This is a genomic window from Sphingopyxis sp. CCNWLW2 (assembly GCF_037095755.1).
GTDB lineage: Bacteria > Pseudomonadota > Alphaproteobacteria > Sphingomonadales > Sphingomonadaceae > Sphingopyxis.
Window position 1 is genome coordinate 358,720 of the sequence record NZ_JBAWKJ010000001.1, and the last position, 24,356, is coordinate 383,075.

Below are 24,356 nucleotides of genomic sequence, written 5' to 3' on the forward strand. Positions count from 1 at the left end.
CTCGCGCCCCCGCAGGAGTGGCGGGGGCGAGGGGCTGGGTCAGCGTTTTCGCGACATCGACGGGGGTGCGGCATCGGGCGACGCGCCCCACGCCTTGTTCGGCTTGGCGCCCATCGTGAAGACGAAGGTCGCGCCGTCCTTGACGTCGTCGTGGCGGAACCACGGCTTGTTCCACGGCTTGCCGTTGAGCGTCGCCGACTGGACGTAAACATTGGTCGCCGAATTATTCTTCGCGACGATCCGCAGCGTCTTGCCATTGCCCATGTCGAGGCTGGCATCGTCGAATAGCGGGCTGCCGATGATATAATCCTGGCTCGACGGATCGACGGGGTAAAAGCCGAGCGCCGAGAGCGCGTACCAGGACGAGGTCGCGCCCTGATCGTCCATCCCGGGATAGCCGTAACCCGCGGCATCGCTGGCATAGGTCTTGTCGAGGATCTGGCGGACGAGCGCCTGCGTCTTCCACGGCTGGCCGCTCCAGTTGTAATAATAGGGCGCCTGCTGGTCGGGCTGGTTGCCGTGCACATATTGCCCGATCACGCCGGTGCAGTCGCGGCAGATGCCCGTCGGATTATACGGCTTGGTGAAAAACTCGTCGAGCTTGGCATTGAACGCATCGCGCCCGCCGAGGAGGCCGATCAGCCCCTGCACGTCGTGCGGGACGAGCCACAAGGTCGACCAGCCCGACGCCTCCTTCATCATGAAATTATAATAGGGCTCGGCGGGATCGAAGGGCGCGATCCATTTGCCGTCGGCGGTGCGCCCGCGCATGAAGCCGATCGATTTATCGAAGACATTGGCGTAGTTGCCCGCGCGTTTCAGGAACATCTTGTGGTCGGCATCCTTGCCGAGCTTCTTCGCGTAGAGCGCGAGCGCATAATCGTCCCACGCATATTCGAGCGTCTTGTCCGCCCCCGCCTTGCCGCCGGCATAGGGCGGGCTGGGATTATGATCGGGCACGATGTCCGAAATCCAGCCCTGCTTCATATATTCGGCGAGATAGCCGCGCGGCCCCTTCGGATCGGTCGCATTCTTGCGGAGATATTCGTAGGCGGCTTCATAATCGAATTCGATGCCGCGCTCCCACGCGCCAAGGAACAGGAACACCGCATTGTCGCCGTGGAACGAGGTGTTCATATAGCCCTTCTCGCGCGCCATCGCGAGTTCGGAGGCCATGATGTTCTGGACCGCCTCGGGCTCCATCAGTTCGAGCAGCACGATCTGGTTGCGCCCCGTGTCCCAGAAGGGAACCGGGCCGTAACGGTCGTGCGTCGCGGTCTGAACCTTGCCATTGGTGTCGGCGAATTTCTCGCCCTTCTGCGCGATCAGGCGCGGCGAGGCGAAGGACTGGAAGAGGGTCGAATAGAAGAGCTTCCGCTGCTTGTCGGTGCCGCCCGTCACGCGAACGCGGTTCAGAAGCTGCGCCCATGTATCGCGCGCCGCCTTGTGAACGCCGTCGAAATCCCAGCCGGGCACTTCGGCGGCGAGCCGCTGCGCTGCCTGCTCATAGCTGGTGCCGTGCGCCATCTTCACCAGCACCTGCTCGCCGGCCTTCGTCTTGAAGGTCACATAGCCGCCGGCATAGCTGCCCGTCATCTCGCGCCCGCCGGGTTTGACGTCGCTGGTGCCGATGCCCCAGCCCGCATTGTCGCCGGGCGCCTTGCGGAAGGTGCCGAGCGCGGCGAAGGGCTTCGAAAATTCGGCAACGAAATAGCCGCCGTCGGCGCTGTCCTTGTCGTTCGACATGCCGCGGATGATGCGGTCGCCGACCACCTCGACCGTCCCGCCGTGGCGCGGCAGGTTGACGATGATGTTCGACCGCTGGCTCTCGGGGAAGGTGAAGCGCATCACGCTCGCCCAGCGCGTCGCGGTGAGTTCGGCCTGGGTGCGGAAGCTGTCGAGATAGACCGAATAATAGCCCGGCGACGCCTTCTCGCGCGACTTGTCATAATAAGACTGGCTGTACGCGGGCGGCGGCGACCAGTCGCCCACCACCGGCATGATGAACGGCTCGGCGCCGCCGCCATAGGTCGAGCCGCCGCCGCCAGTGAAGCCGATCATCGTCGGGTTGGTGTAATAATAGGGAACGGGGACGCCGTTCGGATAGAGGAGCTCGATATTATTGTTCACCGGCGCGGCCTCGACCGAACCGTGGGGCAGGCGCGCGCCCGGCGAGGTCTGCCCCGAATAGACGGGCTCGCCCGGCGGCGGCGCATTGCCGATCACCGCGGGATCGTCGAGCGGCGCGGTGCCGACGAGCGGGTTGGCGAGCTCGACCGGCGACTGGCCGGCTTTCGGCTGCGCGGCCACGGGCGATAAAGCCAGCATGAGCGGCAAGATCGCCGCCGACGACGCCAGCATGGCGCCGAACTTCCACCCGCGGTTCAAATTCCTGTCGATATCCATCGCGACCCTCTTCCCTGAGTATTTTTGTTGTTTGCGTGGTCAGTGCAGCGAATTTGCGAAGCCGGTCGTCCGCGCCGGCGCGCGCGCCGCGCGCCAGCCGAACAGCGCGATGACGAGGTAGCAGGCCATCGGCACCAGAAAGGCGAGGAAGCGGCTGCCGCTGGCATCGGCGACCTGCGCGAAGACGAGCGGCACGAGCGCGCCGCCGACGATCGCCATGCAGAGCAGCCCCGAGGTCGCCGACGCGGGCGCGGTCGACCGCTCGATCGTCAGCGAGAAGATCACGGGGAACATGATCGAGTTGAACAGCCCGACCGAGATCGCGAGCACGCCCGCCGCCGGCCCACTGACCTGGCTGATCGTCAGGCAGAGCAGCGCCGCGGCGACGGCGGCGACCGCGAGGAGCGGTCCCGCGGGTAGCTTGTAGAGGAGGCCCGAGCCGATAAAGCGTCCGATCATCGCGCCGAGCCAATAAAGGCTGACGAGGCTGCCCGCCTGCACCGCGCTGATCGCGAACACATCGGGCTGCTCGAGGAAATTGACCATCGCGCTGCCGATCGCCACCTCGGCGCCGACATAGAGGAAGATCGCGAGCGCGCCGGCGAGCGCCCAGGGCGAGGCGAAGGCGCTCGATACGCGCGCGCCCGTCTCGACCGGCGACGCGGCCGCGGTGATCTCGTGCCGGACGCGGTAAAGGAACATCGCGAGCACCGCGATCACCGCCGCGATGAAGACATAAGCGACGTCGATCCGGCCGAGCGAATAGGCGATCTTCGCCTCGGTCACCGGCCCGTCTTCGAACAACCCGCCCTGCAGCAGCGTCCGCGCCGCGAGATAGGGCGCGATAACGGTGCCGAACGAATTGAACGCCTGGCTCAAGACCAGCCGGAAATGCGAGCGTTCGGGGCGCCCGAGCGATGCCGACAGCGGGTTCGCCGCAACCTGCAACAGCGTGATCCCCGACGCGATCACGAACAGGCCGACGAGCACGATCGAATATTCGCGTACGACGGTCGCGAGCGGCATGATCAGGCAGCCGGCGATCATCGTCGCGAGCGCTACGATGATCGAATTGGCGGCGCCGAGCCGCCCCATGATCGCCGCGGCGGGCAAGGAAACGACGCCATAAGCCATGAAGAAGGCAAACTGCGTGAGGAAGCTTTCGGTATCGCTGAGCGCGAAGATCGCCTTCACCGCCGGGATCAAAATGTCGTTGACCGCGGTCACCGCACCCCAGACGAAGAAGAGCATGGTGACGTAAGCGAAGGTCCAGGCGGTGCCCGATCGGCCGGCGGTCATGCGAAGCTCCCCTCGCCCGGGTGGGCGAGCAACAAATCGGCCCCGGCATCGGCATCGAGTTGTACCGCGCCGGTGAGCGCGAGGCATTCGCCCGCGTCGAACCCGACGCCATCGACCACGCCCTTGCCCGCCACCGGGATCAGCCAAGCGGTAACGCCGTCGGGCAGCGCGATCGTGCGCGCGCCGCTCGCCAGTCGTTCGAGTACGAACTTCGGCCCGTCGACGAGGATCGCGCGATCGTCGGCGATGCGGCCGGGGGACGGATAGGGCGCATAGGGCCGCGGGTCGGACACCGCGATGCCGTCGTCGAGATGCAGCTCGCGCGGGCGGCCATAATCATAGAGGCGGTACGTCGTCTCGCTGTTCTGCTGCACCTCGATCAGCGTCAGCCCGGCGCCGATCGCGTGCACCGTGCCCGAGGGGACGTAGAAGAAATCGCCCGCCTTCACGGGCTTCCAGTCGAGCAATTGCTCGATGCTGCCGTCGAGCGCGGCCTCGCGCAGCACTGCCTTGTCGACCGGCGCTTTCGTTCCCATCGCAATCGTCGAATCGGGCTCGGCATCGAGGATCAGCCAGCATTCGTCCTTGCCGCGCGGCAATCCGCGCGCATGCGCCTGCGCATCGTCGGGGTGAACCTGCACCGACAATTTTTCGCTGGTGAAGAGATATTTGACGAGAAGATCAGGCGTGCTGTCGCCGGGTGCCTGAAACCAGATTTCTCCGACCGGTTCGCCGCCTGCGGGCGAATCAGCGAACGGACCCCATAGCTGATGGCGCCCCCAGGGCTTTTCCACGCGATGCGTCGCAAGCAATGTCGCCGGCACGAACCCTCTCCCTGTTGCCCGACCGCCGTTCCGGTGCGGGCCTGATTTTTAGAAAACTGCCCCGGCCGGACGCTCCTCGTCAAGATAATAATGAAAATTAATTTATTTGATCGAGATCGCCTTTGTGGCATGTCGGTGGCAATCAGGACGGGCGTCGATGCCCGATCCGTCGGAGAGAGTGGATGACAGGCAAGCACGACAGCGAAGCATTTCCCGTGTCCGGCGCACCGCAGCGTTCGGGAGAGCGCGGCACGGGAGGTCGCGGTACTTTGGCCGCCGCGATCGGGACGGCAGCCTTGGCGGGCCTCCTCTTCGGGTTCGATACGGCGGTGATCGCGGGCGTGACCGGCGACCTGACCGATCTGTTCGCGCTCACTCCCGAAACGCTCGGCATCACCGTGTCGGCGGCGTTATGGGGAACGCTCGTCGGCGCGCTCTTCGCGGGCAAGCCCGGCGATGCATTCGGCAGCCGCGACAGCCTGCGGATCCTCGCCGCCTTTTATTTCATCGCGGGAATCGGCTGCGCGCTGGCATCGAGCTGGCCGGCCTTCCTCGTCTTCCGTTTCCTGTGCGGGCTCGCGATCGGCGGCTCGTCGGTGCTCGCACCCGTCTATATCGCCGAGATCGCGCCGCCGCGGCACCGCGGATTCCTCGTCGGCCTGTTCCAGCTGATGATCGTGACCGGCATTCTCGTCGCCTATCTCAGCAACGCGACGATCGCGGGGCTGGTCGGCGGAGATATCGCGTGGCGGTGGAAGCTGGGCGTCACCGCCGCCCCCGCCCTGCTCTTCTTCGTCCTGCTGTTCACGATCCCCAACAGCCCGCGCTGGCTCGTCGCCAAGGGACGCCGGGGCGAAGCGGGCATCGCGCTGGCGCGGATCGGCACGCCTCCCGATGCCGCCGAAGCCGAACTAAGCCGCGTCGAGCAGGCGCTCGATCGCGACCCGCCGGGGGAGAAGCTGTCGTGGCGCCGCCATCGCCGGCCGATGATGCTCGTGATCCTCGTCGCGATGTTCAACCAGCTCGCGGGCATCAACGCGGTACTCTATTATCTGAACGACATCTTCGCGCGCGCGGGGTCGCTGTCGCCCGACCGTCAGGCGGTGCTGATCGGCATCGCCAATCTGGTGTTCACGCTCGTCGGCATGGCGCTGATCGACCGGATCGGACGCAAGACGCTGCTGCTCGCGGGCGCGGCGGGCATGACCTTATGCCTCGCCGCCGCCGCGGGGGTCCTTTACGGCGCGCTCGACAACGGTCTGATGCTGCCCGCGCTCATCGGCTTCATCGCCTTTTTCGCGACGAGCCAGGGCGCGGTCATCTGGGTTTATATTTCGGAGATATTCCCGACGCCGGTCCGCGCGCGCGGCAGCGCGCTCGGCGCGAGCACGCATTGGCTGATGAATGCGCTGATCGCCGGAATCTTCCCGATATTGGTGGCGTGGTCGCCCGGCGCGCCGTTCGCGATCTTCGCCGCCGCGATGGTCGTCCAGTTCATCACCGTCGCGGCGATCTTCCCCGAAACGCGGGGCGTCGACCTCGACGAGATGGCACAGCGGATCGAGTAAGGCGTCAGCGCCCCGCCTGCATCAGGATCGATTCGGACGGCAGGACATTATCGAGGAACGGGATGATCGCGGCGCCGATCGCCGACGCATCGTCGGCGGCCTCGGCGCGTAGCACCGGCGCCACCACGGGAAGCTTGCGCCCCGCCATCCGGGCATTGAGCCGCTCGACCAGCGCGTCGACCAATTTGCCCGGAAGCCGCCCGCCGATGAGGATCGCCGCCGGATTGATCAGGCAATTGACCGCGATCAGCGGCTGAACCAGCACCTCGGCGGCATCGTCGAGCCATTGGACGATCACCGCCTCCTGCGCTGCCGGACCGTCGATCAGCGCCTCGGGCCCGTCGACGACATGCCCTGCCGCTTCCAGCCGCGCGTAAAGCGCCGACAGCGACACCGTGTCCTGCACATTCGCGCCCTCGCCGCGCGCGGGATCGGGCAGCGCCCAAATCTCGCCCGACCGCGAATCGGCGCCGCGAACATAGCTGCGGTCGATCACCAGCCCGCCGCCGAGACCCGCGCTGATCAGCAGGTAGAAGAAGCTGGGAAGCGCGATGCCGTTGCCCAGATGGACCTCGCCCAGCGCCGCCGATGCGGCATCATTGTCGGCATGGAGCGGCCAGGGCAGCACGTCGCCGAGCAATGCGCCTAGGTCGATATCGTCCCACGCATCATATTCGGCCGGCCGGTGCGGCAGCGAAATCCGCCCGAGATCGTCGGGCAGCGCGACCCCGACGCCAAGGATGCGTCCCCGGTCGACGCCGCCCTCTTCGAGCAGCCCGGGCAGGATATCGCGGACATGATCGACGACGGTGCCGGGCAGCGCGAAGGCGATCTCGCGCGTGTGGCGGCTGCGGATATTGCCCGCGAGGTCGAGCGTCACCAGCGTGATATGATCGCGGTCGATATTGAGCCCGATCGAAAAGGCGCCGTCGGGATCGATGACGATCCGCATCGCCGGCTGGCCGCGCTTGCCCTGCAACCGCCCCGCCGGCTTGACGAGACCCAGATCGATCAGCCGCTTGGTGATGTTGACGATCGTCGGCGGCGTCAGCCCGGTGACGCGCGCGAGGTCGCTGCGCGTCGTTTCGTCGGTGAGGCGAATGGCCTGCAGCACGATCCGCTGGTTATAGTCGCCCGCCCGCTCCAGGTTGGTGCCCGAGAGGCTGAGCGTCAGCCGCGCGTCGCGCGCCTCGGGGCCGTTTTTCGTCGGTTGCCGCCGGTCAAGACCCGGAAGATTAAGGGTCATCGCTGGATTGTCCTTCAAACTGATCCGAATGCCCGGCGCCCCCCGCCAAACAGACTCGATACATAAAGCATAGGCGCTTTAATAATTCGAATTTAGATAAAGCGGAGCGGCGCGCTCCTGTCAATGACGGGCGCTAAGGCTGTGCAGCGATCAGGTTGAAGCGTGGTTGGCGGTTATGGGCATCCGGCCGGGCGGGGCCGCAGCAGCGCGCGGCCTGCGGCGACGCCGGTCGCCCGCCCGTCGTCGACCGCCAGCGCGCCGTTGACGAACAATTTGCTGACGCCGACGCTCAGTTCGCGCGGGCGCACATAATCGGCGCGCGGAGCATATTGGTCGGGGTCGAAGACGAGTATATCGGCGAAATAGCCGGGGCGCAGATAGCCGCGCCGGTCGAGTTTGTAGATGTCGGCGGTGCGCCCCGTCGACTGGCGGATGAAAGCCGCGAGATCGATGACCTTCCGCTCGCGGACATAGCGCGCATATTTTTCGGGGAAGGTCGCGAACATGCGCGGATGGCCGTCCGAGCCGTCGGACGATGTCACCATCCACGGCTGTTTCATCAGCAGGTCGACGTCGGCCTGCGCCATGTTGAACGACGCGACCGCGGTGCCCCCGCTTTTCTGTCCTTGCTCGCCCGCCTCGATGCTCTGCCGGATGATGCGCAGCGCCGCGTCGCGGCTGTCCATCTTCCACGCGTCAGCAACCTGCTTCAGCGTCTGTCCGGTCCAGGGAAAACCCTGCGCGATGAGCAGCAGCGCGCTGGCCCCGCCGCGCCGCCGAAGATTCTCCTGCATCTCGCCGCGAATCCGTTCGAGCGTCGCGGGATCGTCGAGCCGCTTCAGCAGTGCCGGCCCGCCGCCGTCGACCGCCCAGCGCGGCAGCAGCGACGCGTCGAGGCTCGATCCCGACGCCAGCCAGGGATATTGGTCGGCGGTCACATCGACCCCCGACTTGCGCGCCGCGTCGATCGCGGCGATCACCGCGCCAGCCTGTCCGTGGACATCGACGCCAAGCGCTTTCAGATGCGCGAAATGGACGGGCATTCCCGCCTGTCGTCCGATCTCGATCGCTTCCTGCACCGACCCGAGCAGGCCGATGCTGTAACTCGATTCGTCGCGCTGGTGGGTGTCGTAGACGCCGCCGCGGATCGCCGCCTCGCGCGCCACCGCCACGACTTCGCTCGTGGTGGAAAAGCTTTGCGGCGCATAGAAGAGGCCGCTCGATAGGCCGACAGCGCCTTCGCACATGCCCTTCGCCACCAGCGCCTTCATCCGGTCGAGTTCGGCGGGGCTCGGCGCGCGCGCATCCTGGCCGAGCACGCGCTGGCGGACCGGTCCGAACCCGACGAACGGGACGATATTGGTGCCGATTCCCGACGCCGCCAGCTTGCCGCTATCCTCCGCGACATCGGGTGTGCCCGACCCGTCGACCCCGATCATCACGGTGGTCGCGCCCTGATTGAGCCACGCCGCGTTGACGCGCACCGCCTTGTCGGGTGAGCGGATGAAGCTGTCGGCATGCGTGTGCGGATCGATGAAGCCCGGCGCAACGATCATGCCCTTCGCGTCGATGACCTTGCCCGCCTTATGGCGGCCGGACTTGCCGACATAGACGATCTGGTCGCCGCGGATCGCGACATCGCCGACAAAGGGCTTGCCCTCGCCGCCGTCATAAATCGTCCCCCCGCGGATGATCACATCGACCGTCGCGTCCGGCTTCGCCGCCGCGCCGGCGACGCAGAGCAGCGCCGCGGCCATCGAAAGCGAACCGATCGTCCGGCGAACCGAAAGCGAGGCAGGTGGCGACATCGGCATGATCCTTCCATGGGGATGATGGCGAGCGGCATCGAATGCCCGCCGCAGCTCGGCTTGTTCGGCAATGAAGATGTCCCGAACCGGCGTCCCGCGTCCAGACAGCGTTGTTGCACCCCCTATAACCCGATGGCATAGAGATCAAAGCCACAACAATATCCGGCCAAAACAAGGGGAATCGTATGCCCCGGTGTCGCAAACTTGGGATCGTAACGGGATGAACCTGCGCCAGATCGAGATATTCCACGCGGTCTTCCTGCACGGCACGGTCAGCGCCGCGGCGCGGTCGCTCAACGTGTCGCAGCCGTCGGTGACCAAGGTGCTGCGCCATGCCGAACGGTCGATCGGCCTGACCCTGTTCGAACGGTCGAAGGGGCGACTGATCCCGACGCAGGACGCGCACACGCTGTTCGCCGAAGTCTCCGACATTCAGGACCGGGTGCGCTCGCTGCGCCAGGCGTGCCAGAATTTGCGTCACGGGCGCGGCGGGCTGCTCCGCATTTCGGCGCTTCCGTCGCTCGGCCTCGGCGCGATCCCCGAAGCCGTCGCCCGCTTCATGGGTGATCATGCGGACATCATGTTCGACCTCCAGACGCTCCATCACGACGAAATGGTACGCAAGCTCTACGAACATGAAACCGACATCGCGATCAGTTTCGAGGTGCCGTTGTCGGCGCCCGTCGCGCATCAGGTGATCGGCGAGGGCGAGCTGGTCGTCATCTATCGCGAAGGCGACATGCCCAGCGCCCCGCCGCGCCTGCACCTCGACGAGCTTCGCGGGCACAAGTTCATCAGCCCGGTGCAAGGCGGCCCGATCGGACGGATGCTGTCGAGCGAGCTCAGCCGGCTCGAGGTCGAGCTGGACGAAGTGGTGTCGGCGCGCACCTATTATGTCGCGGCGGCGCTGGTCGGCGCGGGGGTCGGTATGGCGATCGTCGACAATTTCACCGCGCATGCCGCGCTGCCCCCCGGGCTGTCGAGCCGGCCGCTGCAGCCCGCGATCACCTTCGACATCAACGCGGTCTATCTGCAGAACCGCCCGCCATCTCGAACCGCCTCGGCGTTCCTCGCGGTGCTCGCGACGGTGATCGAGGGGCTATAGCGTCAAGCTATAGGATATGGGGCGCTAGATATTGGGGCGTTACGGCAGCAAGGGATAATATCGGCCTCTCATCATCACGCAGGTTTCCCGGATCCATGATCGAAACGCCCTATCTTCTCTACCTCGGCCACGCCAGCGACCCCGCCGACATCAAGACCTCGCGCGGGCTCGCGGTGTTCCGGCCCGACATCTGTGTCGGCGAATATCGCCACGACGATTGCCCGCTGACGCTGAACCTGCCGCGCATGGATTTCGCCGCCGCGCACGCAGCCGGCGCGCGGACGCTGGTGCTCGGCATCGCCAATGCGGGCGGCAAGCTGGGCGAGGCTCTGATCGTCGATGCGCTCGCCGCGATGGAGGCCGGGCTCGACATAGCGTCGGGGCTGCACCACCGGCTGAACGCCGAACCGCGCCTGATTGCAGCCGCGGCGCGGCTCGGCCGCAAGCTCCACGACGTGCGCGACCCGCGCCCCGACATTCCGATCGGCAATGGCAAGCCGCGCGCGGGCAAACGGCTGCTGACCGTCGGCACCGATTGTTCGGTCGGCAAGATGTACACGACGCTGTGCCTCGCCAGCGCGCTCGAAAAGCGCGGCGTGGCCGCCGATTTCCGCGCGACCGGACAGACCGGCATATTGATCGCGGGCGACGGGGTGCCGCTCGACGCCGTGGTCGCCGACTTCATCTCGGGTGCGATCGAACAGATTTCACCCGCGCGCGACGACGACGGCTGGGACCTGATCGAAGGCCAAGGCTCGCTCTATCACCCCTCCTTCGCGGGCGTGTCGACGGGCTTGCTGCACGGCGCGCAGCCCGACGCGCTCGTCCTCTGCCACGACCCGGTGCGCCCGCATATGCGCGGCCTGCCGCACTATCCGCTGCCCGGCATTGCCGAAACGCTGGAGGCCAATCTGCGCGTGGCGCGCCTGACCAATGCCGACGTGAAAGTGGTGGGCATCGCGCTCAACACCTCGGCGATGGCCGAGGACGACGCGCGTGCCTTGTGCGCTGCGACCGAGGCCGAGTTCGGGCTGCCGACCAGCGACCCCTATCGTTTCGGGGTCGAGTCGATCCTCGATCGGCTGCTCGATATGCCCGCCACGGCCGAAACCGCCTGATCGCCCGGCGATGCCCCGCGCTCTGACCGTCACTGGCGAAATCCTGCCGCTGCACACGCCGTTTCGCATCTCGCGCGGGGTCAAGACCGCCGCCGAGGTCGTGACCGTCGCCATCGCGCAGGACGGAGTCTCCGGCCGCGGCGAATGCGTCCCCTACCCCCGCTATGGCGAGAATGTCGAAAGCACGATCGCCGCGATCGAAACCGCGCGCGATGCGATCGAGCGCGGCGCGGGGCGGCAGGAGTTGCTGCAGCTGATGCCCGCGGGCGCCGCACGCAACGCGGTCGACTGCGCGCTGTGGGATCTGGAACTGCGGCTCGCGGGCAGCGATTTCGCGGCGGCGCTGGACCTCGAACGGCCGCTGCGCCCGATCGTCACCGCGATGACGGTCAGCCTCGACACGCCCGAGCGCATGGCGCTCGCCGCCGCGACGCTCGCCGACGCGCCGCTGGTCAAGGTGAAGGTCGACCGCAGCGATCCGGCCGCGCAGCTGGGGGCGGTCCGCGCCGCGGCGCCCAAGCCGAAAATGATCGTCGACCCCAACGAAAGCTGGACCATCGCCGAGGTGCGCGACCTGCAGGGCCTGATGACCGATCTGCGCATCGACCTGCTCGAACAGCCGCTGCCCGCCGATGCCGATCGCGACCTCATCGGTTTCCGCTCGGAGATCCCGATCGCCGCCGACGAGGCGGTGCATGTCGCCGCCGATCTCGAGGCGCTGCCCGACGGCTATGGCGTCGTGAACATCAAGCTCGACAAGACCGGCGGGCTCACCGCCGCGCTCGATCTCGCGCAAGCGGCGCGGGCGCGCGGGCTCGATGTGATGACCGGCTGCATGATCAGTTCGTCGCTCTCGATCGCGCCCGCCTGGGCCATCGCGGCGACGAGCAGCTTCGTCGACCTTGACGGACCGCTCTGGCTTGCAGAGGATCGCGCGGGCGGGGTCAGCGCGGCGAACGGCATCATGGCGCCGCCACGGCCCGGTTTCTGGGGCGGTATTTGATACGATAAAACAGGGGGACGGATGACGGGGTTTCTTCGCGGCTGGTTCGCAGTGCCGCTGTGGCAACGCGTATTGGGCGCGATGGTCGTCGGCGTGCTGCTGGGGCTCCTGTGGCCTGCGGCGACCGGCGCGATCGCCTTCATCGGCGAATTGTTCGTCCGTGTGATCCGGATGCTCGTCGTCCCGATCGTCTTCATCAGCATCGCGTCGGGCGTCACCGCGCTCGCCGACCCGCGCAAGCTGGGATCGGTCGGCGCGCGGACGGTCGGCCTGTTCGCGGCGACCACTTTCTGCGCGGTGTCGATCGGCATGATCGTCGGCCTGCTGCTCGAACCCGGACAGGGCGCCGCACTGGGGAACGCCGTCCCCCACGCGCTCGGCGAGCCCAAATCGCTGCACGACCAGCTGATCGGCATCGTGCCCGTCAATATCGTGCAGGCGCTGGTCGAGGGCGACATGCTCGCGATCATCTTCTTCTCGATCCTCTTCGGCTTCGGCGTCATTCTCGCGGGCGAACAGGGGCGCCCGATGGCCGACCTGCTGCAATCGGCGGGGCAAGTGCTGTTCCAGCTGGTGCGGATCGTCATGGAAATCACCCCCTTCGGCGTACTCGCGCTGATCGCCAAAGCGGTCGCCGACAATGGCGTCGCGGTGTTCGCCAACATCGGCTGGCTCGCGGTCGGGGTCGCGGCGGGCGTGATCCTGCAGATATTGCTCGTCCACCTGCCGCTGATCGCCCTTGTCGCGCGGCGGCCGGTGCTCCGCTTCTATCGCACCATCGTCGATGCGCTGGCGGTCGCCTTTTCGACCGCCTCCTCGGCCGCCACCCTGCCCGTCGCGCTCCGCATCGCGCTTGAGGATCTGCGGATCGCCCCCGGCGTCGCCAAGACCGTGCTGCCGATCGGCGCGAGCATCGGCAAGGACGGCACCGCGATGTATGTCGGGCTGCTCAGCATTTTCGCGCTGCAGGCGGTCGGCGTCGAACCCGACCTAGCGATGCTGGCGATCGTCCTGCTCACCGGCGCGCTCGCTGCGTTCGGCACCGCGCCGATCCCGTCGGCGTCGCTGTTCATGCTCGCCGCCGTCCTCTCGGCGGTCGGGGTGTCAGCTGAGCAGACCGCGCTTGTCGTGGGCTTCGTCCTGCCCTTTGACCGGCTCCTCGACATGACGCGTACCGTCGCAAGCGCGAGCGCGAACCTGACGGTTACCAGCGTCGTCGCGCGCTGGGAAAACGCCGTCGAACCGGAGGACAAGGCGTGACCGCGGCGGCCGCCGAAGCCGTTGCCGGCGTGCTGGCGGGCGACCTGCCCGCCAAGCCGTCGGCGCGGCGCTTACTCGGCCTCTATCTGCTGCTCGGCTTTTCGGCGGGGCTGCCCTTTTACATGTTCAACGCGGTGCTGACGCTGCGCCTCGCGCGGCACGGTGTCGATATCGTGATCATCGGCTTTTTCGCGTGGATTGCCCTGCTGCCGACGTTCAAATTCGCCTGGGCCCCGCTGATCGAGCGCTACGACGTGCCGGGCTTCGCGCGCTTCTGGGGGCGGCGGCGCGGGTGGATCATGCTGTCGCAGCTCGGGATATTCCTGTCGATGGTCGCGATGGCCTTTACCTCGAGCGACAAGAGCCTGCCGCTGACCGCGCTGTTCGCGGTCCTGCTCGCCTTCTGGACGACGACATTGGAAGTCGCCGCCGACGGCTGGCGCATCGAGCTCGCGCCGACGCAGGCCGAACAGGCGCCGATCGTCGCCGCGAACCTCTGGGGCTATCGCAGCGCGATGGTCGCGGCGGGCAGCGGCGCGATCCTCGTCGCGGCGTGGGCCGACTGGACATGGGCCTATCTCGTAATCGCCCTCGCCGCCTTCCTGCCCTTCCCGATCCTCGCGGCGATGCGGCCCGAACACGAAGGCACCGGCGGCCGCGCTCAGGCGCTCGTTGCGGGAACGCTTGCCAGCCTGTTCGTCATACTCGCTGCGACGCTCGTCACCGCACTGCTCGGCTGGGCGCTGCTCTCGGCAGCGCAGGGCGCAGGCATTTCGGCGAAGACCAATGTCACGCCGGTTGTCCTGGCGATCGCGCTGTTGCCCTTCGTCGCGCTGGCACTCGCGCTGCCCCGCATCCGCCGCCTGCCCGCTGATGCGCTCGGCTCGGTGTCGACCTTCGCCGCACCCTATGTCGAGCTGTTCTGGCGGTACGGCACGCCCGTGCTGGCGGTGCTCGCCTTCGTCTCGCTCTATCGCATGGGCGACGTGCTCACGCTGACGCTGTCGCACCCGCTATGGAACGACAAGGGTTACAGCCTGCACCAGATCGGCGTCGCCGACGGCGTCGTCGCGCTGTCGGCGAGCATGGCGGGCGTCGCGCTCGGCGGCTTTCTCTCGACACGGCTGTCGCTCGGCTGGACACTCGGGATCGGCGCGGTGACCGCCGCGGCGGGCAACTGGATCTATGTCTGGCTGTGGCACAGCGATCCCTCGGCGTTCGTCCTCTACACCTCGGTCGCGGTCGACCAGTTCGGCAACGGGTTCGCGGGCGCCGTCTTCGTCGTCTATCTCTCGATGCTCGTCAGCCCGACCTATCCCGGCGCGCAATATGCGCTGCTTTCGGGCTTCGCCTTCCTGCTGCCGCGCCTGCTCGCCGGGGCGTCGGGCTCGATGCAGACGCAGATTGGCTATGACGGTTTCTTCCTGCTTTCGGGCGCGCTGAGCTTTGCCGCGATCTTCCTGCTGCCCGTCATCGTGCGCGTGAAAGGCCGGGTGCCGACATGACGATCGAGGCTATCTGCGAACGGGCATTTGTCCCCGCGCTCGAAGCCGTCGAAAGCGGCCGCATCCCCGGGGCTGCGCTCGGCATGGTCAGCGTCGATGGGGAGAGCGCGGTGCGCTTCGCCGGAATGGCCGCGCTCGTCCCCGAACGCGAAGCGCTGACCCGCAATCACTGGTTCGACCTCGCGTCGCTCAGCAAGGTGATCGCGACGACAACGATCATCCTGACGCTCGCCGAACAGGGACGGCTCGACCTCGACCGGCCGCTGACCGACGCGATCCCCGATCTCCGCCAATATGATGTCGCGGGCGCTGCCGAACGCCGGCTGACCTTTCGCGACTGCCTGATGCACCGGACTTTCCTGCCCGCGGTCGAGCCCCTCTATACCTACGGCGGCGATCCGACACGGCTTCGCGCCTTTGTCCTGCAGCGCGAATGGCGCCACGGGCCGCCGGTCTATTCGGACATCAATTTCATCCTGCTCGGCCTCGCGATCGAGCGTCTGACCGGCGCGGCGCTGTCGGATTGGCCGCTCGGCGCGGGGCTCGGCTTCGGCCCGCCGCCCGGCCCGGCGGTCGCCACCGAAAATTGCAGCTGGCGCGGGCGCGTGATGAAGGGCGAGGTGCACGACGAAAACGCCTTCGCGCTCGGCGGCGCTCCGGGGCACGCGGGGCTGTTCGGCACGGTCGACGGCGTGCTCGGTTTTGCGCGCGCAATGCTCGACGGGTCGATACTCTCGCCCGCGATGCTGGCCGAAGTGCGCACTGCAAACGAGCAGCACCGCACCTGCGGCTGGGAACGCGCCTTTGCCGGATGGCATGGCGGCGACGCCTGTTCGGCCAACACGGTCGGCCATACGGGTTTCACCGGCACGGGGCTGTGGATCGATTTCGAGCGCGGCCTTGCGTGGACATTGCTCACCAACCGGGTCCATCCGACCCGCCACGCCGACAGCGGCATAACCACCCTGCGCCCCACGGTGGGCGACCGGGTCATTACAAGCTGGGACGAACGAAATTAATATGACGACATCGATTGGACGCTTCGCGCTCGCCTCCGCTCTCGCGCTGCCGCTTTCGCTGACCGCGGCCCACGCACAGACGAGCCCGGCCCCCGTGCCGCTGCTGACGACGGTCGAACAGAAACTGGCCGCGGGACCCGCGGGGTCGCGCTTCGGACTGCTCGTCACGACGCTCGATGGCGAAGTGCTGGTGTCGATCGCGCCCGACGAGCGCTTCATCCCCGCCTCGAACACCAAGATGTTCACGACCGCGATCGCCTATACCGAGCTGCCATTGCTCCAGCGGACCGCGAAGGGCACCGGCGTGCGGCTCGAAACGGGCGCCGATGGCAAGGTCGATGTCGTGCTGCATGGCCGCGGCGACGCGCTGCTGTCGAGCGCCGACGACTGCAAGGTCGATTGCCTGCAGACGCTCGCCGATGCGGTCGCGGCGAAGACGCGCCATGTCCGCAATATCTTCGGCGACGACAGCTGGTTCCCCGACGAGCGCTGGGGTCCGGGGATGAGCTGGAACAATATCCAGTCGCGTTACGGCACCGGCACCTCCGCGTTGACGCTCGACGACAATGAGCTGGTGGTAAAGCTGGCGCCCGGAGCGGTCGGCGCCGCGCCGGGCGTGCAGGCGTCCGGCTATTATATCATCGAAAATCGGGTCACGACCGTCGCGGGCAAGGAAGAGGCGATCACCGCCGAGCGCATGCCGAACAGCCGCGTCCTGCGCCTGACGGGCACCGTCGGCGCCGAGGTCGCGCCGATGACGCTGCGCTATGGCATCGACGATCCGGCGCACCATGCGGCGTGGCGCCTCGGCGAACTGCTGCGCGCACGCGGAGTACGCGTCGATGGCGATATCGAGGTGCGCCACCGGCCGCTGACGCCCGCCGACGATCCCGAGAACCGCAAGGGTACGCCGGCCACCCTGCCCGCCGAACCCGCGATGCTCGCCGAACTGCCCGCGCCGTCGCTCGCCGAAAATATGGTGCGGATCAACAAGGAGAGCCAGAATCTCCACACCGAACTGATGCTGCGGCGCGTGTCGCGACAGGCGGGCAGCGGCTCGATCGCCGACGGTCAGGCGGTGATGCAGCGGGTGATGACGCAGGCGGGACTGCCTGCGACCGCCTATCACTTCGCCGACGGGTCGGGCATGTCGAGCTATAACCGCATCACGCCGCGCGCCGCCGTCGGCCTGCTCAGCTGGATCGCGCGCCAGCCGTGGAGCATGGCGTGGCGCGGCACGCTGCCGATCGCGGGACGCGATGGCACGCTGCAGAGCCGTTTCAAGGGCACGATCCTCGAAGGCAAGCTGTTCGCCAAGACCGGATCGCTCAACGCGTCGCGCGCGCTGTCGGGTTATCTGACGACGCGCAGCGGCCGGACGCTGATCTTCTCGGCGCTCGCCAACGACATGCCCGAGGACACCGATGCGCAGGCCACCGCCGCGGTCGACCGCGCGCTCGTGGCGATTGCCGAGGCGCTTTAGACGGGCGTCAATGTCAGTCGATAGGCGGAATGCCGGTCGACCGCCGCCTTGCTGTACCACAAGGGCTGCATCGCCCCCGCCAGCCAGTATGGATAAAAGTCACGATAGCGCGGCGAGCGCGGATCGGCGGACTGGCCGGGCAGCAGCAGGAAGCGGCTGTTGTCCCACGCGCCGACGTCGGCGACGAACAGATAGCTTGCGCCGTGCGACACGTTGAAACCGCGCTTGGGGTTGAAGCCGCGCGCCATCGGTGTCGTCCCGTCGCCGCCCGACCGGCCACCCTCGATCTTTGGAAAAGCAGCCGCGATCGCCGGGTTCGATGCCAGCGGATGCGCGATCGTCACGCGGTGCAGATCACCCCAACGCCAGCGCGCCGGATCGGGGCCGCCGAGTTCGACCGCCTTCGTCCATCCTGCCGCCAGCGCGCCGTCGACCAGCGCGTCGCGCGCGGCGGCGGGATCGGGGCCCAGCCGCTTGTCGGGCGACGCGAGGAGGCGCAGCATTTCTGACAAATTGACCGACGCGATCAGGTCGCGCGCGCCCGCAGGCACGATCCGGTCGTAAAAGGCCGTCGACAGCGCGGGCATCACCATTTCGTACAGCAGCGCGGCGGCGCTATCCGCCTCGATCCCGCAATCCCATCGCCGGAGCAACGCGGCCGCGAGCGCGGCGGCCGGCGTGGGGTTGGCGGGAAGCAGCTTCAGCAGCGCGCGCGCGGGAAGCGACTGGACGTCGTGCTGGAGCGCGATGCTGTCCTCGATCCGGTGCTTCGGCTGGGCGCGCAGCACCTCGGCGACGCGATCGTAGCGGAAGGGGTCGCTCCAGCTGAAGCTGATGATCCGCTCGCGATACGGATAACCCGCGGGCAGGTTCATCTGGTTGGCCGAGGCGAACCAGCCTTCGCGCGGGTTATAGACATGGGGCATATCCTCGACCGGCAAGATGCCCGTCCAGTCGAAAGCGCCATCGCCCGGCGCGGGAAACAGCCCGTCGTGCTTCGGGCGGCGCGGGGTGAAGCCGATCGTCTGCCAGCCGGTGTTGCCGTCGATGTCGGCATAATGGAGGTTGGTCGGCGACACGTGCAGCTTGAACGCCTTCCGCAGCGACGCCCAATCCTTCGACAGATTGATCGCGATGATCGCGAACCGCTGGTTGGCGCCGGGCAACATGCTGACCGTGGCGAACGCGACCGCGCGATTGCGCGCGGCGTCGTCCGACACGATCGGGCGCCCCGCGGCATAGCGCAATGTCACGCGTTCGCTCGGCGCACCCTTGACCAGTATCTCGTCCTCGAAGGTTTCGAACGCCTTCCACTTGCCCTTGTGCCAGTATCGGCCGGGATCGCCTTCCTTGGTGCGCAGAACGAACAGGTCGGTCTGGTCGATGTGGAAATTGGTGCGGCCAAAGGCGAAGCGGTCGGTGTGCCCCTGCATGATGCCGGGCAGCCCCGGCGCGCCGGCGCCGATGACGTCGAGCCCCGGTGCCGACAGATGGCACATATGCCGCGGGCTGGCGCGGCCGATGCCGAGGTGCGGATCGTTGGCGAGGATCGGCCGCCCCGTCGCGCTGCGCGACGGCGAAATCGTCCAAGCATTGCTGCCCAGCGCGAAGCGGTCGGTCCAACGCTGTTCAGGGTCGAGCGATGCTTCCTGCACCGGGTCGAAATCCATCGGGCGGTTCGCAGGATCGAGCACGCCGAGGTCGGCGTCGCTCACCGCCGCGCAGTCGAGCCCTTCGGGCACGGTGAAGGCCCATGCGGGGCGCAGCGGCACCATCAGCTGGTCGGCGTCGAGCAGCCCGCGCGCCTGAAGCTGCGCGCGGCGCACCTCGTCGTCGGCGTCGCCCATGCCGATGCCGCGATTGCGCACCAGATCGTGGATGTCCCAGCGCAGCGGGCTGATCCCCAGGATGCCATATTCGAGCGGCAGCTGCGCCGGATCGGCCGCCAGTTCCGCGATCCGGGCGTTCACCCCGGCAACATAGCCGCGCGCGCATTCGAGCACGTCGGGCGGCAGCGCCGCGAGTTCGGCTTCGACGTCGCCGCGATAGAGGAAGAGCCGCGCCGCCTTGTCGGCGGCGACGAAGCGCGGCCCGAAGGCTTCGGCCATCCGCCCCATGTCGCGGCGATGCTCCATGTCGATCTGGAACAGCCGGTCGCGCGCGACGAGATAGCCCTGCCCGAAGAAGGCATCGTGCAGCGAGGCGGCGCGGACGTGCGGCACCCCCAGCTCGTCTTCGATCACCTCGACCGGCGCGCGCGCGCCGGACAGGCCGATCGTTTGCGCGGTGCCCTTGACCCGGGGTTTCGCGAAAAGACTTCCCGGCATCGCGACAAGCGCGACCGAAGTCAGCAAAAACGCGCGGCGCTGGATCAACAGGCCCTCCCCGATCAGATATCAAAATCACGAACCGCGACCCTATCGCAGCATCGCACCGCAGGGCCATAGCAAGCGGGCTGCGTCCTATAACTGCAAGCTATTCAGCGACGCCATATCTTCGGGCTATATGTCCATATCGCCAGGTTAGCGGCCAAGCTGTTGACCCCCCGCAACCACCCTGTAACCTCGTTGTCACGAAATCGGCTGTCTGCGCGCCTCGGCTGCGACGATGGCCGGACCGTATAACGAACATCACCAAATATAAGAAGGCGGAGCCAAGCATCCGCCGAACGAACAGGTAGGACAAAACAGGGCAGCCAACCCGGCACAAGGCCGGGGCACGCCTCGGGCGGCGTGTGGCTCGGCCCTTTGGGCAAAAGGGGACTGCTGACATGCGTAATTTTGAACGAATTCGTCGACCGCTGGGCCGCACGGGCCGGATCGGAGCGGCGATGACCGCCATCGCGCTGGTCCATAGTGCCCCGGCGCTGGCGCAGGAGGTGACCGCCGCCCCGGACAGCGTCGAAGCGGCGCCCGTCGAACAGATCGTCGTCACCGGCTCGCGCGTCACACGCGACGGCTTCGAGGCGCCGACGCCGGTGATGGTGCTGACGCAGGAAGATATCCAGAACAGCTCGCCGACCAACAACATCGCGGACTTCGTCAACCAGATGCCGGCACTCGCGGCGTCGATCCGTCCGTCGAACTCGCGCCTCGAGCTTAGTAACGGCATCGCCGGCATCAATGCGCTCAACCTGCGCAGCCTGGGCACCGTACGTACGCTCGTGCTGATCGACGGGCGGCGGTCCGTGGGTTCGACCGCCAGCGGCGTGGTCGACATCAACACGATCCCACAGTCACTGGTGGAACGCGTCGAAGTGGTCACGGGCGGTGCCTCGGCCGCCTATGGCTCCGACGCGGTTGCGGGGGTGACCAACTTCATCCTGAACAAAGACTTCAGCGGGCTGAAGCTATCCGGCGATGTCGGCGTGACCGATGAGGGCGACGGCTTCAACTATTCGGCGAGCATTGCCGCCGGCTTGAAGTTCGCCGATGGCCGTGGCCGCCTGATCGTGGCGGGCGAGATCGCCCACTCGGACGGCATCTTCCAGGTCGATCGCGACTGGAACCACACCGGCTTCGTGCGGATCCAGAACCCGGCCTGGACGGCCAACAGCACCGTGCCCCGATATCTGCTCCGGACCCAGGTCGGCGCGGCGAACTCAACGCCGGGCGGCCTTATCACGGGCAGCATGATCCCGAACCCTGCCGGTGGAACCCCTGCCAACGTACCATCTTCACGGCTATGCGGGACCTATTTCGGCGGGGGTGGGTCGATCAACCAGTACCAGTACGGCGCCTTGACGTTTCCTTCGCCCGCCTGCTCGTCCACTCCGTCGTTGACGCAAGGCGGCGACTGGCAGGTCAATGATTCGGGCCGCCGCATCGGCCTCAGCCCCGAAGAAGACCGCTATGGCCTCTTCGGCCGGCTGAGCTTCGAGGTCAGCGACGGGGTCACGCTTTTCGCGGAGGCCTCGTACAATCAGCAGAAAACATTGTTCAACGCGGGTCCGAACCTGATGACCGGCCTTTCGCTGAGCGCGACGGGTTGCGGCACGGCGGCGACCGCGGCGGCCGCCCCGACGACGTGCAACGCATTCCTCTATAATGCGCTCGGACCGACAGCGCTGGCGGGCCTGACCAGCGCCACACTCGCGACGACCGCCGTCGACTTGCCCGGCCGCGGCTCGAACAACGAGCGCAAGGTGCAGCGCTATTTGATCGGCGCAGAGGGTGATTTCGAGGCTTTCGGAAAACCGGCGGGCTGGGACGTCTATGCCCAGTACGGCCGCGCCGAGTTGCACGAGCAACTGACCAATATCCAGCAAACGGTGAAGAGAAACAACGCGCTCGCCGCCGTGTTCGCGCCGGCCGGCAACCCGCGCGGCCTTCCGGTCGGTTCGATCCAGTGCCTTATCAACGTCAACGCCAGCGCGGCGGACGACGATCCCGCCTGCCGCCCGCTCAACCTGCTGGGCATTGGCGTCGCCGATCCGGCGGCGGTCGATTATATCCTCGGCGATCCGTTCCGCGATCAGACGCTCGAACAGACCGTGGTTGGCGCCAACCTGTCGCTCACGCCTTTCGCGACTTGGGCGGGCGACGTCAGCATCGCGATCGGCGCCGAATACCGCAAGGAAGAGATCGACGGGTCCGTGCCCGCCGAGTTCCAACCCATCTTCAACCCGGCCACCGGCGCATCGACCAGCAATTGGTCGGTCGGCAACTACCGCCCCAGCAAGGGCAGCTACGACGTCAAGGAAGCCTATCTCGAAACGGTCGTGCCGCTGGGCTTTGGACTCGAGTTCAACGGGGCGGTGCGCGGTACCGATTATTCGACCTCGGGCTATGTCACGACGTGGAAGCTGGGTGCGACCTGGCAGCCCATCGACGACATTCGACTGCGCGCCACGCGCTCGCGCGACATTCGCGCGCCCAACCTGAACGAGCTGTTCCAGGCGGGTACCGCCAACACCTCGACCGTCACCAACCCGTTCTTCCCGGGAGTGGGGCCGGGGACCGGCACCTACGGCTCCAGCCTCTCATACCTGGGCACGATCACGGGCAATCTGGATCTGAGACCGGAGAAAGCGGATTCGTGGAACGTCGGCGCGGTCTTCACACCCCGCTTCATTCCCGGCTTCAGCGTGTCGGCCGACTATTTTGACATCAAGGTGAAACAAGCGATCGACAGCCTCAGCGCGGACGACATCGTCAACCGCTGTTTCGAGGGGCTCGCGGACTTCTGCGCGGCAATCACGCCTGACCCCGCCAATCCTTCGCGCGTCCTGATCAGCCGCCAGCCGGTCAATTTCTCCAGCCTCGTCATGCGCGGCGTCGATCTGGAAGCGGCGTATCGGATGCCCCTCGCCGGGGGCAATTTCACCCTGCGCGGCCTGGCGACGCGCTATATCGACAACATCGTCACAACAGGCGTGCCCGGCTTCGTGCCGCTCAACTCCGTCGGGACGCTGGGTGTCGGCACCGGCACGCAATCGATCACGCCGAAGTGGATCTACCGCTTCACCGCGTCCTACGACACCGACGATTTCTCGCTGACCGCGACGGCGCGAGGCGTGAGCGACGGCAGGTACGATGCCACGGGCATCGAATGTGGGACCAGCTGCCCGATCTCGACCAACCAGTTCCCGACCTACGAGGACAACAGCATTGACGGCGCGACCTACGTCGACCTCAACGCGACGTTCAAGTTCGACGCGATGGCCAAGGGCGACGCCGAATTCTTCGTCAACGTCACCAATGTGTTCGACACCGATCCGATCCTGCTGCCCGAAACCGGCCTCGCCGCGAACAGCACCTATTCGGACCTGCTTGGCCGCAGCTTCCGTGTGGGCGTCCGCTTCAAGATGAAGTGACGCGGGACGAACGAAAGACGGGAGGGCACCCCGTGGCCCTCCCTTTTTTTTGTTGGCCGGTCGGGGGTTCGTTCGGGGCGAACGAAAATCGGCCCGTCCGACAACGGAAATGACAGACGTGCCACAGCCGGCCTGCACGATTGAGGCGGGCACCAGCATGGACTATAGGCGGCCGCGAAATTCTCGCGGCCGGTGTCCCGCTGCGGGTCCCAACCGCGCCGCGAACAACGGAGCCCCCATGTCGAAATCGCTTTTTCTGGATGATTTGCAGGTCGGCCAGAAATGGCATGGCGGCCCGATCGAGATGACCGAGGCGGATATCATCCGCTTCGCAAGCGAATATGATCCCCAGCCGATGCACATCGACACCGCGGCGGCCGCGAACGGTCGCTTTGGCGGCATCATTGCCAGCGGTTGGCACGTGGCCTCCGTCGTGATGCGCGATTTTGTCGAAGCCGCCCCGTTCGGGAGCACGCCGCTTCTTGGCCTCAAAATCGACGATCTGACGTGGCGCGTACCCGTGCGGCCCGGCGATGTGCTTCGCATCACGCGCGAGGTCGTCAACATCGCCCTTTCCAGAAGCAAGCCGGACCGGGGCGTGCTGACCATGCGAATGACCGTTACCAATCAGGAGGGCGCGGTCGCAATGGCGTTCACCAACCTCATTCAAATGCCAACCCGGCCCGACATCGATAGCTAAGCTGCTGTAGCCGCAACCGGCCGATAGCTGCCCGTCGGCGAGGGGCGACATTGAGGCAGTTCGAGCCTGCGACAGGGCCTCGACCGTCTCAGCGGCGACGAACGGTTCACCGCATCGCGCGCCTTCCGGCAAGTTTTTGTTAACCCCCTTCCTGCACATTTCGAGCGGGGGGCACAAAGCGGCGCAGGCCGCGCGAA

Annotated in this window: 16 protein-coding genes; 10 read left to right on the forward strand and 6 right to left on the reverse strand. The window is 66.8% G+C overall.

The features are described from left to right. Nucleotides 1-39 precede the first annotated feature (39 nt). The 3 genes from V8J55_RS01535 to V8J55_RS01545 are packed head-to-tail and all read right to left on the reverse strand — an operon-like array spanning nt 40 to nt 4,529. Nucleotides 40-2,406: a GH92 family glycosyl hydrolase gene (locus V8J55_RS01535; RefSeq protein ID WP_336444073.1), complete on the reverse strand. Its 2,367-nt coding sequence runs from the start codon at nt 2,404-2,406 to the stop codon at nt 40-42. A gap of 39 nt (nt 2,407-2,445) precedes the next feature. Beyond that, a complete protein-coding gene (locus V8J55_RS01540) occupies nt 2,446-3,705 on the reverse strand; it encodes a sugar MFS transporter (protein ID WP_336444074.1) in 1,260 nt (419 codons plus the stop codon). After that, nucleotides 3,702-4,529 (reverse strand): class I mannose-6-phosphate isomerase, encoded by an 828-nt coding sequence (locus V8J55_RS01545; protein ID WP_336444075.1) that lies wholly within the window; start codon nt 4,527-4,529, stop codon nt 3,702-3,704. Before V8J55_RS01545 ends, V8J55_RS01540 begins: the two co-directional genes overlap by 4 nt. 182 nt (nt 4,530-4,711) lie before the next feature. On the opposite strand from V8J55_RS01545, the gene V8J55_RS01550 reads away from it, so the two are divergent. Continuing rightward, nucleotides 4,712-6,097 carry a sugar porter family MFS transporter gene (locus V8J55_RS01550; protein ID WP_336444076.1) on the forward strand — a complete coding sequence of 462 codons (1,386 nt, stop codon included), beginning with the start codon at nt 4,712-4,714 and terminating at the stop codon, nt 6,095-6,097. 4 nt (nt 6,098-6,101) lie between these two features. Here the strand turns inward: V8J55_RS01550 and V8J55_RS01555 are convergent, their stop codons facing one another. Both V8J55_RS01555 and V8J55_RS01560 read right to left on the reverse strand, forming a co-directional pair. Then, nucleotides 6,102-7,343 carry an ROK family transcriptional regulator gene (locus V8J55_RS01555; RefSeq protein ID WP_336444077.1) on the reverse strand — a complete coding sequence of 414 codons (1,242 nt, stop codon included), beginning with the start codon at nt 7,341-7,343 and terminating at the stop codon, nt 6,102-6,104. A 173-nt stretch (nt 7,344-7,516) separates the two neighbouring features. Then, a complete protein-coding gene (locus V8J55_RS01560) occupies nt 7,517-9,157 on the reverse strand; it encodes an N-acyl-D-amino-acid deacylase family protein (RefSeq protein WP_336444078.1) in 1,641 nt (546 codons plus the stop codon). 214 nt (nt 9,158-9,371) lie between these two features. Here V8J55_RS01560 and V8J55_RS01565 point away from each other — a divergent pair, with 214 nt between their 5' ends. The 7 genes from V8J55_RS01565 to dacB all read left to right on the forward strand — a co-directional run bounded on the left by V8J55_RS01565 (nt 9,372) and on the right by dacB (nt 17,644). Continuing rightward, the gene (locus V8J55_RS01565; RefSeq protein ID WP_336444079.1) at nt 9,372-10,256 is read left to right on the forward strand and encodes a LysR family transcriptional regulator; all 885 of its coding nucleotides are present in this window, start codon (nt 9,372-9,374) and stop codon (nt 10,254-10,256) included. Nucleotides 10,257-10,351: 95 nt separating this feature from the next. Next, nucleotides 10,352-11,374 (forward strand): N-acetyltransferase DgcN, encoded by a 1,023-nt coding sequence (dgcN, locus tag V8J55_RS01570; RefSeq protein ID WP_336444080.1) that lies wholly within the window; start codon nt 10,352-10,354, stop codon nt 11,372-11,374. 10 nt (nt 11,375-11,384) lie between these two features. Next, a complete protein-coding gene (gene dgcA, locus V8J55_RS01575) occupies nt 11,385-12,377 on the forward strand; it encodes an N-acetyl-D-Glu racemase DgcA (protein ID WP_336444081.1) in 993 nt (330 codons plus the stop codon). A 21-nt stretch (nt 12,378-12,398) separates the two neighbouring features. Then, nucleotides 12,399-13,637, forward strand: coding sequence for a dicarboxylate/amino acid:cation symporter (locus V8J55_RS01580; RefSeq protein WP_336444082.1), 1,239 nt, complete (start codon nt 12,399-12,401; stop codon nt 13,635-13,637). Beyond that, nucleotides 13,634-15,142, forward strand: a complete 1,509-nt coding sequence (locus tag V8J55_RS01585) for a permease (RefSeq protein WP_336444083.1) — start codon at nt 13,634-13,636, stop codon at nt 15,140-15,142. Before V8J55_RS01580 ends, V8J55_RS01585 begins: the two co-directional genes overlap by 4 nt. Further along, a complete protein-coding gene (locus V8J55_RS01590; RefSeq protein WP_336444084.1) occupies nt 15,139-16,161 on the forward strand; it encodes a serine hydrolase domain-containing protein in 1,023 nt (340 codons plus the stop codon). Before V8J55_RS01585 ends, V8J55_RS01590 begins: the two co-directional genes overlap by 4 nt. Nucleotide 16,162: 1 nt before the next feature. Then, on the forward strand, nt 16,163-17,644 hold the full coding sequence (gene dacB, locus V8J55_RS01595) for a D-alanyl-D-alanine carboxypeptidase/D-alanyl-D-alanine endopeptidase (protein ID WP_336444085.1): 1,482 nt from the start codon (nt 16,163-16,165) through the stop codon (nt 17,642-17,644). On the opposite strand, the gene V8J55_RS01600 is transcribed toward dacB, so the two are convergent. Then, entirely contained in the window at nt 17,641-20,019 is a 2,379-nt protein-coding gene (locus V8J55_RS01600) for a penicillin acylase family protein (RefSeq protein ID WP_336444086.1), read from the reverse strand. The two genes, dacB and V8J55_RS01600, sit on opposite strands and share 4 nt — an antisense overlap. 455 nt (nt 20,020-20,474) lie before the next feature. Between V8J55_RS01600 and V8J55_RS01605 the strand changes: the two genes are divergently transcribed. Both V8J55_RS01605 and V8J55_RS01610 read left to right on the forward strand, forming a co-directional pair. Next, nucleotides 20,475-23,459 carry a TonB-dependent receptor plug domain-containing protein gene (locus tag V8J55_RS01605; RefSeq protein WP_336444087.1) on the forward strand — a complete coding sequence of 995 codons (2,985 nt, stop codon included), beginning with the start codon at nt 20,475-20,477 and terminating at the stop codon, nt 23,457-23,459. 238 nt (nt 23,460-23,697) lie between these two features. Then, a complete protein-coding gene (locus V8J55_RS01610) occupies nt 23,698-24,159 on the forward strand; it encodes a MaoC family dehydratase (RefSeq protein WP_336444088.1) in 462 nt (153 codons plus the stop codon). Nucleotides 24,160-24,356 lie beyond the last annotated feature (197 nt).